The following is a 13,749-nucleotide window of genomic DNA, read 5'->3' as shown; positions in this document are numbered from 1 at the left end:
CATTCATCTTTTATCTCTTTTCTAATAATGATAACCCTCCCTTGTTACAACCAGAGTTTTTACTAGATATCCTTTAGATACCTAATAGGCTTCAATATTTAGGCTTCTTATCATAGTGCTATTTTACTTTAAGGAAGTCTGCCTCCTTTCAGAGTGGGGCAAATTTTGAACCCCTATCTACCTCATTACAAGATAGCCTTCGCTTTTTCCAACCTCTCATACCCACTAAGTATTGTATCACGACAATCTTTTGACCTACCTGATATTATCAGGAACTCATTGGGTTTTCCCAGTTCTACACCTTAGCCAGTTCATACTGTCTTAGATTCTACCTTTACTCCGAAGATATTGGTCTATTTGTCAAGCAATACGACAACTTACCTGACCCCATCTCATACCTTTTGGTCATAGTGTATCAGCCTAATTTCACTATTCACGTTTGACGAAGCTTTCGGTAATTCAATTAATTTAATCTTAACAGTATATTTACCCTAACAATCACCTGCTTTAAGGCTAGCAGTCTATTTCACATTGTCTTTACGGCTTAGTACAAAATCGTTACCGATAATGCACCCGTAAATAGGGTTATTTCAAATAGAATAAATAGTCCAAAAGTCTCTCGATTTAGACAGCCTAAGATATAGCTTAATCCCTGTTATTTCAAGGGCTGGTCGCACTGTCACATAACGTCCCTGAACTTCACGACGTCTCATCAATGCTCCTAACTCTAGATTAAGCATAGAACTTTCATATGTCATCCTTGGCTTCTAGCTATGCTTCCTAGGTTAGATGTCGTTAAGCTCATGTTATGCGATGACCAGGCTCTTTTTAAAGAATATATTTATCTATTTTAGCCCCATTTTTATCATAACCTTTAAATTCTAATACAAATACATTTAACATCCTAAACTTTTTTTTCATAAAATTAAATAACTTTCTATCATGGGTTGAAATAAATATTTGCTTTGCATTACTCTCCTTTAAAACAATATTCCGTAAAACATCTATTAAACAAAAAATGTTAATGTCATCCATATTTTGAACAGGATCATCCATAAAAATAGCATCTAACTTACTCCAATTTTGTTGAAGAGCAAAGCTTAAAAATAATGATAATACTATAACATTAACTTGAGCAGAACTATATATGTATGAAGGATTAGCTTCCTTTCCATCATCAGAATACATCTTTAATCGCAAAGTACCATTATTATGTCCTGTAGAATCTATCTTCCAATCCATTCGTCTATAAATCGGTTGTGGGTTTATCTTTCGATAAATAGTATTAGCTAACTCTTTATAAGGTCTTAATATTTTTTCAGTCATCTTGTTAATTACAGCAGGTACTTCTTTTTCAATCTCTTTTAACTCTTTTTCTTTTTCCTCTAAAAACTCTACTTTTTTCTCAATAATACTAATTTCTTTTTTTATCTTCTGTAATTTATCATTATCTTTCGAATTTTCCATAGACTGAATAATATTATCCAATTTAGAGATTATTTCAGAAATTTTTTCTCTCCTATAATTAACCCTACTTGTTTTTTCTTGATATTTTTTAAATAGGATTTTTAATTCACCTATATTACTTACCTCTAAATTTTCTAGCTTAATTTGATAACTGCTTATTTTTTTATTAATCCGTTCTAACTCATCATTTAATAGTTCTATATTTTCATCTTGACCAGCTATAGTGTATTTTTTATATTTATCATCCTTCAACACTTTATTATTTTTATCTTCTATTTTTTTCAACTCATCTAGTATATTATCCCTAACTTCTTCTAAATCAAACTCTTGCAAATACAGCTTAATCTTTTTTATAATTTTTATTTTTTCATTAAGATTATCCTTTTCCTCAAGTATAACCTTATGTTCTTTCAAGACTCCTTCTTTAAATTCTACATACTGATTCTTCATTTTCTCTTTTAAATTATCCCTTTCACTTATCTTATCTTTTAACTCACTTTTAATTTTTTCCTTTTGCTTTAAATAATTTTTTATCACCTCTCCTCCTTCTCTTTCTAACCGTTCCTTCAGTTCATTGATTATATTATTAATTTCAATTTTATTTAAACAGACTGGACATCTTTCTGCTGAACTATTTTCTAAAAAATAATCATGTGCACCTGCCAAAAGTTTTTTCTCGATATTACTTACTTCTACAATTTTTTCTTCAATATTGTTTAACTTTTCTTTTGTATTATCAATATCTTTACTTAAACCTTTAAGTATAAGTATCTTAATTGTAAACTGTTCTTTAACTTCTTTTTTTTGTTCTATTAATAGTTTTATCTTTTCCATTATCTTCTTATCTTTATCATTAATAATCCCAATCATATCTTTTAAACTATCTATCTTTTTGGTTATTTCATTATACTCTTCTTCTAACCCCTTTTGATTCAAATTACTATCATAATTTTTCTTTATATAGTTAATCTTACTTTTCTTATCTATGGCTTCTTTTACTTTTCTTAAATTACTTTGTTGACTACACCATTTAGTATAATTGTTTTTTCTTTCCTGTAAGTCAACTATCTTTTCTAAATTTTCTTTACAGGAAATACTTTCTTTATCTAAATTATCTTTTTCTTTTCTTAATGTTTTTAAAACTTTCCTTTTGTCCATCTTAGTAATATCTTTGGGAAAGATATTATTATCAATTGAATCATGTAAAGAAATTCCCATAATAATTGTAGAATATTTTGTTCTCAGATTCTTCCCATCTTGGCTAGTAGAATTTTTCACCTTTTCCTTTAATACTATTGCTTCCTTTTCTTTTTCTCCTTGTTCTTCTTTTAATATTTCATATTTTTTACTACATTTCATCCTTAGATTCTTTAATTTTTTGCTATAAGCATCATAATTCTTAAATCCTATTAAATTACTCAAAACAGAATAACGTTCAGTCTCTTTATGATTTCTCACAAAATCACTAATTAATTCCTGACTTAATAGATGAGAAAAGTTAAATGATTTATTAAGGTCAAAGTCTTTTTCTTTAGTCCTTTTGACTAATATATCTGTAATTGATTCCTTTAAATCTTGTTTTATTTCTAGTAGTCCTTGATTATAATCATTTCCTCTTTCTTCTTTAGTAGTTCGCTTTATCTCTACCTCTTGACCCTCTTCATCTTCAAAAACAATATTTACATAACCTTGTTGATTAGCGTGTTTGTTTTTAAGAAAGCACTCTGCATTTCTTTCATTAGTACCAGATTCATATCTTTTAAGTTGACCAGTAATCCCCCATTCAACTGCATCAAAAAAAGAAGTCTTTCCAAAGCCATTGTTCCCTACTAGTAAAATTATATCTGCTTCAGGAATCTTAATTTTTTCATCTCTATATCCTCTAAAATCCTTTATATTAACCTCTTTTAATTTATACATTTTTATTACTCACCTCTATATCTCCTAACCACCCTTTAATAATTTCATTACCTTTAAAATTATTAGTTTCATCTAAACTATTATTTTTTATCAACAAAGCTAATTCTTTATCTTTAGTCGTCTTGCTTAAATCATTCCTAAATATTTCTTCACTAATAGTTGTGTTTACCATATCTAGATTTAAATTTTGGAATAATATTAAATTAGATAAGTTTTCTTTAATAGATAAATTAACATCATAATCCAAAATAACTTTTTTACAATATAGCCTACTATTTTCAATCTTCATTCTTAAAGCTAAATCAACATCAAATTTGACCAATAATACAATATATACATCCCATATAATATCTGGATTATCAAAATAATTATCAATAAACTCTTCATTATTTTGAATGAATCCTAGAACAAAATCTTCTAATTCTTGCCATTTGTATTTTAATTCTTCTTCATTTTTTGCAATGCCAACCACAAATATAGCAAATGGATTATAACAAATACCATCATATAATTCTCTTGTTTCTTCTGGAAAATTACTTTTATCTAACACCTTAATATTGAACTTTTTACCCATGCTGATCAATTCCTTTCAATATTTTTTTACCTCTTTCATATTTAGGCAATTTAGATAAGCAATTACCACAAATTAAATTGGGACTTTTTTGTAACCCATTAAAAAAATCAGGATAATTTTCTTTTATATTTGTAAAATCATCAATAACTTTAGGAAATAATTCCTTAGGTTTTTCACAATTATTGGTACATTTAGGAACATTAGTGCCACATATTAAAATTTTTTCTCTTTTTTTAGGACGATAATCAGAAAACAACAAATGTTTAAGAACCTTAGTTCCAACTTTTTTAATGTGTTCCTGTTCTGATATAGTTAAATTATATAACAGGAACTTCATTGTTTTTTCATCTAAAATAGATAGAATTTTATACAATTCATTTTCTTTCTCAATACTATAATCTCTATTGCAAACTGATAAAAGTATTAAAAAACTTAATAAATCTTTCATTCTCATATTAAATCCAAGAATTGATTTTCTTTCATTAGCTTTCATTTGTACTATTTTTTGTTGAACCAAATCTAAAATATTAGGTTTTTTTAATTGACTTCTTAATATATGTATTCCTTTTTCAAAACAAATTGCATTTCCATCTTTTTCCAAAAATTCTTCTAGCCCATTTTGTATAAAATGATTCAAATCATTAATTATATCTTCTATTTCATCATCAAATTTTTTTGTATCAACATAAGTTTCTTGTATTAGATTTTCAACCTTATTTCCAATTCCACCAACTTCAATATTATTATTAAATTCTTTTAATTTCATTTTTAACTCCCTTCCTTATATTCAGATTCATCAATTTTTTGGTCTATATCTTCAACTTTATTAAAAATTCCTCCTACTTTAAGATTATTCGTTTTATTATTAATACTTTCTTTAATTTTAAATACTGCAACAACTGCAATAGCCAAAACAAGAACTATAAATCCAATCAGCTGATAATTATTTTCTATAGCTGGTACTATTAAAAAACCTTTTTCCATTAGTATCATCTCCTCTTCTTTTTGGATTATCATTATACAAAATATAAAGGTATGTCTGGTTTTCGCATAACTCTTATCTTTACAAAGATAGTTCCACTACTATCTCATATAACTTCTGACAGCTTATCCCTTTTAATTACTACCTTCATGACACTAAACCTGAAAAGACTACATATAAAAATAATTTCTACCAAAATTATCTTATTCCTTTAAAACTATCCAAACAAAACAAAAAATTAATCTCCTGCACCAACAGAAGATTAATTAGTAACTTCCCGATAAAAATATAGTCCAACATAATCGAGAAAAATATTGATTTATTATTTATATCTTACTTATCCACAACTAGCTTAATTATCCTCTTTTCACAGCCACCCTTAATCACCTGATAACACCCTGCTACCTCAACCTTAGCTCCAATCAGCAAATCATAAGCTTCTTGTTCTGACTCAACTTCTAATTTAATAGCAGTACCACAATCAGCAGTAATCTCAGTAGGTATCGGCACCATCATCAACTGGTATCCATTATCTTTAAGTACTTGCTCTGCTTTTAAGGCATGATGTGTTGAATTAAAAACATATAACTTATACTCTTCTTTCATTATTCTCACCTTATCTCTTCTTAATTTCTATTTGGGGTTCTTTATCAATCACCTGACCTATCACAGTTGCATCATCTACCCCTTGAGCATATAACTCAATTAACAGATCTGTTGTCTTTTCTTCCTCAACAGAGATCAACAAACCTCCTGAAGTCTGCGGATCAAATAAGAGATCGGTTAATGCCTCCGATAACTCTACTTTATATTCAATATGTTCCTCTAAATATTCCCGATTGCTATAAGCTCCCTGAGGTACTAAACCCATCTCAGCATAATCTAAAACTCCAACAAAAGTAGGTACTTCTTCAGCAAATAACCTAACTCCAACCTTGCTCTCTACAGCCAGCTCCCATAGGTGACCCAATAAACCAAACCCCGTAATATCTGTACAGGCATTAACTCCTATATCCTTCATTACCTGTACTGGTTTATCATTTAGAGTAGCCATTGCCTTGATTACAGGATTATCTAAATCACCACGGGCCAACCCACCTTTAATCGCAGTCGTCATAATCCCCATCCCTAATGGCTTAGTCAAGACCAAATTATCGCCAACTTGAGCACCAGCATTAGTAATTAAGTTATCTAGCTTTACAATCCCAGTTACCGATAGTCCATACTTAGGTTCATCATCTTGAATTGTATGCCCTCCTGCTATAATTGCCCCTGCTTCTGCTACCTTATCAGCTCCTCCTTGTAAGATCTGAACCAGCACCTCATCTGGTAAACAGTTAGGAAATCCAACAATATTTAAAGCTGTTAAAGGCTTACCTCCCATAGCATAAATATCACTTAAAGAGTTAGCTGCTGCAATCTGTCCAAATAGATACGGATCATCAACAACCGGAGTAAAATAATCGACCGATTGAATTAATGCCTGTTCCTGATCTAGTTGATAAACAGCAGCATCATCAGGACTATCCAATCCAACTATTAAATTCTCATTCTTAGTTTCATGTTCAACTTGTCGCAAAACTTGCGATAGAGTCTGAGGACTCATCTTAGCAGCTCAACCAGAAGTCTGACTATATTGTGTTAAGCGAATTTTAGACATTTTAACACCCCCTGAAAAGCAATTTATAATTTATAAAAGTTTTTCTAACATACCTATATTTATAAGTTGTTAATTTTTTATTAATGTTAATTCGTGCTCATTCGTGGTTCCCTTTTTCTAAGCTACACTATTTCCTAATAAAAATAATAAAAAACTTACTACCTTAAATAAGTAGTAAGTTGGCATTGTTATCCTATATACTTTTATTAAACCACAACTACCTCAGCTTGATTTAAGATATCGACTATTTCATACATATTACTGATACTACCAACCTCTAAATCTTCCTTCAACTCATAATAATCTAAACAGGTTCCACAGGCTAAAATATCGACACCTTCTGCTTCTAGTCTAACTAGATTTCTCTTCACTTCCTGATTTAAAGTAGCTAATTTAACTCCAGAATTGATAAAAATAACCTTACTAGGTAAAGGCTTTAGCTCTAATAATGTATTAATAAATCCTTTAATTAATAGCTTCCCTAACTCTTCAGCACCTGTTCCTAGCTGATCTGATTTAATAAAATAAACCTTTTCGCTCTCAGTTGTTACTTTTTGTTTAACTGAATCTTTTCTTAAAATTAATTTATAATCACTGCCATCTTCTACTCGATTAACCTTACAACCTAGCTTTTTGGCTAATTTAGTAACATTATCTGCTGCTACTTGATTATCAATAAGTACAGTTAATTCTTCATAATCTTGTAAAGCATTCTTAGTTTCAATTACTGGTTGAGGACAATCCATTCCACGAGCATCTATCTTCTTCATAGGCTTATCACCTCTAAATTTTAGATTGGCGGGAATATGTGGGAATCGAACCCACCACAGACAACTCAAGCTGCCTGCCATCGGATTTGAAGTCCGAGATATCCACCATGGATACAGCTATCCCCTTATTACTATCTATTCTTTAATTATAATAGATCATAATTAATTTGTAAAGATAAAGAGTTAAAAAACAGGACTTATTTATTAGCTAAAACCCTCTCATCCTTTCGTCTAACTGTTAGACCTTGCTGATCAAAATACCTTAATAAGGGTAGAGTATATTTCCTACTACTCGCTAATAAATCTCTAAATTCTCCTACCTCTATACTCATCTGTTGGCTTAAATAATTCTTTAACTTCTCTTCTGCTTCCTTTAAAGCACTCCTGTGAAAATAAAGCTCACTACTTAATTCAACCAGCTCTCCGGTAGCTATTAAAGATTCAAAGACTCTTTTAGCTAACTTTTGCTCATCAAACTTAATCAAGACTTCTGCTGCTTTAGGAGGGCTAAACTTCTTCTCTGTAAATAGATTAATTACTCTTTCTTTAATCTGGTGCTCTTGAGGGCCAAACTCAATCTCAAAATCGGCTAATTTAAGCTGAGCACCAGCAATAACTATCAACCCTTCCACTTCTAGATCAGTTAATAATTGATCATATTGATTGGTATCTAACTTTAAGGATAACTTAGTCCTCAACTCTTCTTTGGTCATTCCAGGTTGTAAATAGTAGTGTTGGTGATAATGGGCCAAGTATTCTAAAACTTCCTCCTTCAGTTGTTGATAACTCTGGCTATCTAACCAACTAGACTCCTGACCTACATCAAATTCAATAACTCTACCCTCTCTTTTCAACTCTACTAAAATCTCTCTTAACCGCTCAACAGCCAAGGCAGTCTCCTTAACTAAATCCTTACTACTCAATGGTTCACTCTTAGCTCCTCTTAAAGTTAACTCAATTATTTCTTCTAAGCTTCCTTCAGCTCTAATCTTTAAATCTTCAATAAGTTCCTGCCCAAGATGGTTGTGATAAGGAGGATTCAAAGCAAGGATCTCTCCTCCACCAAGCAAATCCATAGGAGAACGCCATCGAAGTACATACCTTTCCTTAAAATCAGCTACAACCTCTTCTTCTAATCTGAATTGAACAAAAACCTCTTCTCCAGGATAGATTTCTTTTTTATTTAAGGGATATATCTTACCTAAAACCTCTTTGGCCCCTAAATAAAGTCTAATCCTCTCTCCAGGCTCTATTATTATAGGAGCAGATGGCAATAACCTTAACTGAGCATCTAAATATTCAGTTGGGGCCAAACTCTCTGCTGTCGCTAAAACATCTCCCCGCTCAATCTCATCTGTTTCTATCCCAGCTAAGTTGATCCCTACCCGCTGACCAGATAAAGCCTCTGTCACCTGTTGATTATGAACCTCCAAACTCCGTACTCTAACCTCCCTTTGCTGAGGATAGATCATCAACCTATCATCTACTTCTATCCTTCCTTTACTTAAAGTTCCCGTTGCAACTGTACCATGTCCTTGTAAAGAAAAGACCCGATCAATCGATAAATAAGCATTCTCATTAATACCTTTAGCAGATAAATTATCAACCAACCCACTTATTTCTCTCTTTAATTGCTCAATTCCTATCCCTTCGGTAGCAGATACAGGTAGAATTGATGCCCCTTCTAAGAATGTACCAACAACCGCTTCTTTAATCTCCTCAATGACTAACTCTAACCACTCTTTTTCAACCAAATCACTTTTAGTTACAACAATCATACCTGCTTCTACATTTAATAAATTTAAAATAGCTAAATGCTCTTCACTTTGTGGCATAAATCCTTCATCAGCAGCAATCACCAATAAAGCCAGATCAACTCCACCTGCTCCAGCCAACATATTCTTAATAAACTTTTCATGCCCTGGCACATCAATAATTCCTATCCGCAAGCCACCTTCTAACTCTAAATAACCAAAACCCAATTCAATAGAGATTCCTCGCTCCTTCTCTACCTCTAATCTATCTGTATCAATTCCAGTTAAAGCCTTAATCAAAGTAGTCTTACCATGATCTATATGTCCAGCAGTCCCAATAATCAGATTCTTCTCACTCATAGTACACCTCCTAAGGCAAAGATCCAACTGCTTCTACTATAATTTGATAATCCTGCTGTTGAATCGTCCGCAGATCAAATATAACAGCATCATTAGCTACTCTAGTAAAGATTGGTGGATAGTTCTTTCTTAACTTCATAGCCAACTGCTCTGTTGATAGCTGTTGATGTTGTAGTTCAATCAGATAAGTCGTTAACTTCTCTAAAGGAAATGAACCTCCACCTACTTTTGAAATACCCTCTCTCAACTCTAACTTAAAAGACTCTGAAACTACTTTAGATAGTTGGCCCAATAACTCTTCAGCTTTCTTTCTTAGAGCTGTTGGCGGAGTTGTTAGCATTCTTAAAGTTGGAATTCTCTCTTTGGCCCGCTCTAAATCTCGATACTCCTTCAAGGTTGCCTCTAAAGCAGCTAAACTGAATTTATCAATCCGTAATGCTCTCGTTAAAGGATGACTTCTCATCTCTTCAATATATTCTTGCTTACCAACAATAATTCCCGCTTGTGGCCCTCCTAATAACTTATCACCGCTAAAGGTAACAACATCAACCCCAGCCTCTAGACTATCTTGAACTGTAGGTTCATAACTTAAACCATCACCGGTCAAATCAACAAAGATCCCACTACCTAAATCCTCAAGTACAGGTAAACCATTCTGATGGGCCAACTCTACCAACTCTTGCGGTTCAATTTCTTTAGTAAAACCTAAGATTTTATAATTACTAGTATGTACCCTTAATAATAAAGCTGTCTCCTCTGTAATAGCTTGTTGATAATCACGTAGATGGGCCTTATTGGTACTACCTACCTCTACCAGCTTAGCTCCACTTCGCTCCATCACATCTGGTATCCTAAATGAACCACCTATCTCTACCAGTTGTCCCCGCGAAATTATCACTTCTTGACCATCAGCCAGACTACTTAAAGCCAATAAAACAGCAGCAGCATTATTATTAACCACTAAGCAATCTTCAGCACCGGTCAATTCAGCTAAGATCTCTTTAATATTATTATATCGAGAACCACGCTTTCCTGTATCTACATCTACTTCCAAGGTTGAATAATTATCAGCTACATCAAGCACTGCTTGTTGAGCCTTATCAGATAATAAGGAACGACCCAAATTAGTATGGAGCACAACTCCAGTAGCATTAATCGCAGGAGATAAAATCAATCGATCTTTCCCTTGTAAATGCTCTTCTACTTGGAGTAGAATTGATCTAGAAGATAAGTCAAACTCCATTACCTCTAAATCCTCTTCAGCAATAGCTAATACTTCTTCTCTAATCTCAGCTGTTATCTCTCGAATAGCATCAACCACTAATTGATGTGAATAATCTTCAATTAATTTCTCTCCTAATTCAGCATTCAACAGATCATTGACAGCAGGTATTTGGCGTAAGATTTCTTGTTTCATTGTTGCCTCCTTTCAATTAAAGTAGAGATAATACTTAACATTGAATATTTAATAGTTAAAAAGCAAAAGTCTTTCTGGTCTATTTTTTCTCACTACTCATTATTCAATATTCATTATTCATTATCCAATGCCTTTCAGAGCCTTTCAGAAACTATTTCTTTCAACGCAACAAGTAGCTGCTCCACATCCTGTTGTGTATTAAAATAACCAAAGCTAACCCTGACCATCCCTTGCTCATCTGTTCCTAGCCTGTGATGAATTACAGGGGCGCAATGCAATCCACTACGAACAATAATACCATACTTTTGTTGTAAGAGATGACCAACCTCCGCTGAATCTTTATCTCTAAGGTTAAAGGCCACTACTGGAGCTCGATCTTTAGTAGTCTTTAATCCATAAATTATCACCTCAGAAATAGCTTGTAACTCCTCTAATAAGTAAGATGTTAGTGTTAATTCTTTCTTTCTGATCTTATCAATACCAATCCTTTTCACAAAATCAATTCCTGCTCCCAAACCTGCAATTCCAGTTATATTAGCAGTCCCACTTTCAAATCTATCAGGCAAAAGTTCAGGCTGGAAAGTAGCTAAAGAATTGCTTCCCGTTCCCCCTTCTAACAAAGTATCGAGCTCAATCCCTTCAGCAAGATACAACACACCTATTCCTGGTGGACCATATAAGTACTTATGGCCTGGTACAGCCAACAAATCTATCTTAAAATTTGATAAACCAAGGGAAAAAACGCCTGCTGTTTGAGCAGCATCAAGTAGATAAATTAGATTATTTTTGGTAGCTATTTGAGCTATTTTCTCTATGTCTACCATTCTTCCAGTTACATTAGAAGCATGAGTAGTCACAATCAACTTCGTATTATGCTTAACCTCTTTTTCTAGCTGAACTAAGTCCAACTCTCCAGCATGATTGAGGTCAACTACTGATAATTCAATTCCTCGTTTCTCTTCTAATTTCTTTAATGGTCGCAATACCGAATTGTGCTCAAAACAGGTAGTAATTACATGATCTCCTGATTTTAATAGACCTTTAATCGCCAAATTCAATGATTCAGTAGCACCAGAGGTAAAGATGACTCGTGAAGAGTCTTCGATATTAAAAAAATTAGCTACCTTTTCTCTAACTGCAAAGACCATTCTTTCAACCTCAGTCATTCCTGCTCTACCTGTTCGAGCAGGGTTCATTCCAAACTTTCTAAAAAAATTATCCACTTCTTGATAGACCTGCTCCGGTTTAGGCCATGTTGTAGCAGCATTATTTAAATAGATCATATTTAAATTGACTCCTTCATTAATTAGTTTATCTCTTAGTTTATAAAATTCTTTTCTAAGGATCAAATTTTTTTACTATCAACCAAAAAACCTTCGAGTATAGACTAAGACTAAGCTAAGGTTGATTATTTTATTTAAATTTCTTAAAAATAAAAACATCCTCTCTGACAATTTTAAATTCTGTCAGAAAGAATGCTCTTTTTTTCTTAAGTTAAAAGACCTTTAAATACTGATCTAATTCCCACTGATGAACCTGAGTTCGATAGACATCCCATTCTATCTGCTTAGCTTCTACAAAACGGTTAAGTACATGCTCTCCTAATGCTTCTTTAATCACTTCATCCCGTAATAAATACTGCACTGCTACATTAATATCTCCTGGTAAACTATCAATACAAGCATCTTCTTTTTCACATTTATTCATATCATATATATTATCAATAACCTCTTTAGGAGGCTCGATCTTATTTTTAATCCCATCTAATCCTGCCTTCAACATCACAGCTGTGGCTAAATAAGGATTGGCAGAAGGATCAGGATTTCTCAACTCAACCCTTGTCCCTAAACCTTTAGCATCTGGAATCCTAACCAATGCACTTCGATTAGAGGCTGACCAAGCAATATAAACTGGTGCTTCATACCCAGGTACTAAGCGTTTATAAGAGTTGACAGTTGGATTAGTAATTGCTGTCATTGCCTTAGCGTGCTTAATTAATCCACCAATATAATAATAAGCAACCTGACTTAAACCCAATCGATCATCTGGATCATAAAAAGCATTCTCTTGGCCCTTAAATAGAGATTGATTCATATGCATCCCTGAACCTGCCTCACCAAAGATCGGCTTAGGCATAAAAGTAGCATGTAAATCATGCTCATTAGCAATTGCTTTAGTAACAAACCTAAAGGTAGCAATATTGTCTGCTGCCGTTAGAGCATCGGAATACTTAAAGTCAATTTCATGTTGACCAGGTGCTACTTCATGGTGAGAAGCTTCTACATTAAAACCCATCTTCTCTAGTGCTAAGACAATATCTCGTCTAGTATCTTGACCTAAGTCCGATGGCCCTAAATCGAAATAACCACCTTGATCATTAGTAATTGTCGTTGGTGCTCCATTTTCATCCTTCTCAAACAAGAAAAACTCTGGCTCCGGGCCAACATACATTGTATAACCCATCTCTTCTGCTTCTTTCAAAACCTTCTTCAAGACATTCCTTGGCCCACCTGTAAACGGCTTTCCATCTGTAGTATAAACATCACAGATCAAACGAGCCACTGAACCTCCAACCTTCGGTCTCCACGGAAAGACCGTAAATGTATCATAATCTGGTTTTAAATACATATCAGATTCTTGAATCCGAGTAAAGCCATCAATTGATGACCCATCGAACATAACTTCTCCATCTAGTGCTTCTTCTAATTGTTCAAGCGTAATCGCTACATTCTTAATAACCCCTAAAATATCAGTAAATTGTAATCTGATAAATTTAACATTCAGTTCTTTGGCCTGTTGTAATACATCATCCTTACTCAACTTACTCACACTACTTCCTCCTTGA

General features: G+C 33.0%; 12 protein-coding genes and 1 tRNA gene. All 13 read right to left on the bottom strand.

What is annotated here, in order from left to right:
- Positions 1-590: 590 nt before the first annotated feature.
- The 13 genes from ACKF5P_RS11970 to glnA all read right to left on the bottom strand — a co-directional run bounded on the left by ACKF5P_RS11970 (position 591) and on the right by glnA (position 13,733).
- The gene (locus ACKF5P_RS11970; RefSeq protein ID WP_408955418.1) at positions 591-740 is read right to left on the bottom strand and encodes a hypothetical protein; all 150 of its coding nucleotides are present in this window, start codon (positions 738-740) and stop codon (positions 591-593) included.
- An 88-nt stretch (positions 741-828) separates the two neighbouring features.
- The gene (locus ACKF5P_RS11965) at positions 829-3,387 is read right to left on the bottom strand and encodes an AAA family ATPase (protein WP_408955417.1); all 2,559 of its coding nucleotides are present in this window, start codon (positions 3,385-3,387) and stop codon (positions 829-831) included.
- The gene (locus tag ACKF5P_RS11960; protein WP_408955416.1) at positions 3,380-3,961 is read right to left on the bottom strand and encodes an ABC-three component system middle component 1; all 582 of its coding nucleotides are present in this window, start codon (positions 3,959-3,961) and stop codon (positions 3,380-3,382) included. The genes ACKF5P_RS11965 and ACKF5P_RS11960 overlap by 8 nt, the downstream gene beginning before the upstream one ends.
- Complete coding sequence (locus tag ACKF5P_RS11955) at positions 3,954-4,727, bottom strand: hypothetical protein (protein WP_408955415.1); 774 nt, start codon at positions 4,725-4,727, stop codon at positions 3,954-3,956. Before ACKF5P_RS11955 ends, ACKF5P_RS11960 begins: the two co-directional genes overlap by 8 nt.
- Positions 4,728-4,729: 2 nt before the next feature.
- Complete coding sequence (locus ACKF5P_RS11950; protein WP_408955414.1) at positions 4,730-4,945, bottom strand: hypothetical protein; 216 nt, start codon at positions 4,943-4,945, stop codon at positions 4,730-4,732.
- 331 nt (positions 4,946-5,276) lie between these two features.
- A complete protein-coding gene (locus tag ACKF5P_RS11945; RefSeq protein WP_408956659.1) occupies positions 5,277-5,549 on the bottom strand; it encodes a DUF3343 domain-containing protein in 273 nt (90 codons plus the stop codon).
- 10 nt (positions 5,550-5,559) lie between these two features.
- The gene (gene selD / locus ACKF5P_RS11940; RefSeq protein ID WP_408955413.1) at positions 5,560-6,603 is read right to left on the bottom strand and encodes a selenide, water dikinase SelD; all 1,044 of its coding nucleotides are present in this window, start codon (positions 6,601-6,603) and stop codon (positions 5,560-5,562) included.
- Positions 6,604-6,809: 206 nt separating this feature from the next.
- Positions 6,810-7,373, bottom strand: a complete 564-nt coding sequence (gene yedF, locus ACKF5P_RS11935; protein ID WP_408955412.1) for a sulfurtransferase-like selenium metabolism protein YedF — start codon at positions 7,371-7,373, stop codon at positions 6,810-6,812.
- 26 nt (positions 7,374-7,399) lie between these two features.
- Positions 7,400-7,498: transfer RNA gene (locus tag ACKF5P_RS11930), tRNA-Sec, on the bottom strand.
- A gap of 72 nt (positions 7,499-7,570) precedes the next feature.
- Complete coding sequence (gene selB / locus ACKF5P_RS11925; protein WP_408955411.1) at positions 7,571-9,487, bottom strand: selenocysteine-specific translation elongation factor; 1,917 nt, start codon at positions 9,485-9,487, stop codon at positions 7,571-7,573.
- Between the two features lie 10 nt (positions 9,488-9,497).
- Positions 9,498-10,904 (bottom strand): L-seryl-tRNA(Sec) selenium transferase, encoded by a 1,407-nt coding sequence (gene selA / locus ACKF5P_RS11920; RefSeq protein WP_408955410.1) that lies wholly within the window; start codon positions 10,902-10,904, stop codon positions 9,498-9,500.
- A 134-nt stretch (positions 10,905-11,038) separates the two neighbouring features.
- Entirely contained in the window at positions 11,039-12,187 is a 1,149-nt protein-coding gene (locus tag ACKF5P_RS11915) for an aminotransferase class V-fold PLP-dependent enzyme (protein ID WP_408955409.1), read from the bottom strand.
- 211 nt (positions 12,188-12,398) lie between these two features.
- Positions 12,399-13,733 carry a type I glutamate--ammonia ligase gene (gene glnA, locus ACKF5P_RS11910; RefSeq protein ID WP_408955408.1) on the bottom strand — a complete coding sequence of 445 codons (1,335 nt, stop codon included), beginning with the start codon at positions 13,731-13,733 and terminating at the stop codon, positions 12,399-12,401.
- Positions 13,734-13,749: the final 16 nt, after the last annotated feature.

Origin of the sequence: Natroniella sp. ANB-PHB2 (assembly GCF_046097105.1) — a bacterium.
GTDB lineage: Bacteria > Bacillota > Halanaerobiia > Halobacteroidales > Halobacteroidaceae > Natroniella.
The sequence above is the reverse complement of the archived record's forward strand: the minus strand, read 5'-3'. Positions and strand labels throughout refer to the sequence as shown.

Excerpts from the sequence above, each read along its gene's own strand:
- ACKF5P_RS11970 (WP_408955418.1), bottom strand. The coding sequence starts at position 740 with ATGCTTAATCTAGAGTTAGGAGCATTGATGAGACGTCGTGAAGTTCAG.
- ACKF5P_RS11965 (WP_408955417.1), bottom strand. The coding sequence starts at position 3,387 with ATGTATAAATTAAAAGAGGTTAATATAAAGGATTTTAGAGGATATAGA.
- ACKF5P_RS11960 (WP_408955416.1), bottom strand. The coding sequence starts at position 3,961 with ATGGGTAAAAAGTTCAATATTAAGGTGTTAGATAAAAGTAATTTTCCA.
- ACKF5P_RS11955 (WP_408955415.1), bottom strand. The coding sequence starts at position 4,727 with ATGAAATTAAAAGAATTTAATAATAATATTGAAGTTGGTGGAATTGGA.
- ACKF5P_RS11950 (WP_408955414.1), bottom strand. The coding sequence starts at position 4,945 with ATGGAAAAAGGTTTTTTAATAGTACCAGCTATAGAAAATAATTATCAG.
- ACKF5P_RS11945 (WP_408956659.1), bottom strand. The coding sequence starts at position 5,549 with ATGAAAGAAGAGTATAAGTTATATGTTTTTAATTCAACACATCATGCC.
- yedF (WP_408955412.1), bottom strand. The coding sequence starts at position 7,373 with ATGAAGAAGATAGATGCTCGTGGAATGGATTGTCCTCAACCAGTAATT.
- selB (WP_408955411.1), bottom strand. The coding sequence starts at position 9,487 with ATGAGTGAGAAGAATCTGATTATTGGGACTGCTGGACATATAGATCAT.
- selA (WP_408955410.1), bottom strand. The coding sequence starts at position 10,904 with ATGAAACAAGAAATCTTACGCCAAATACCTGCTGTCAATGATCTGTTG.
- ACKF5P_RS11915 (WP_408955409.1), bottom strand. The coding sequence starts at position 12,187 with ATGATCTATTTAAATAATGCTGCTACAACATGGCCTAAACCGGAGCAG.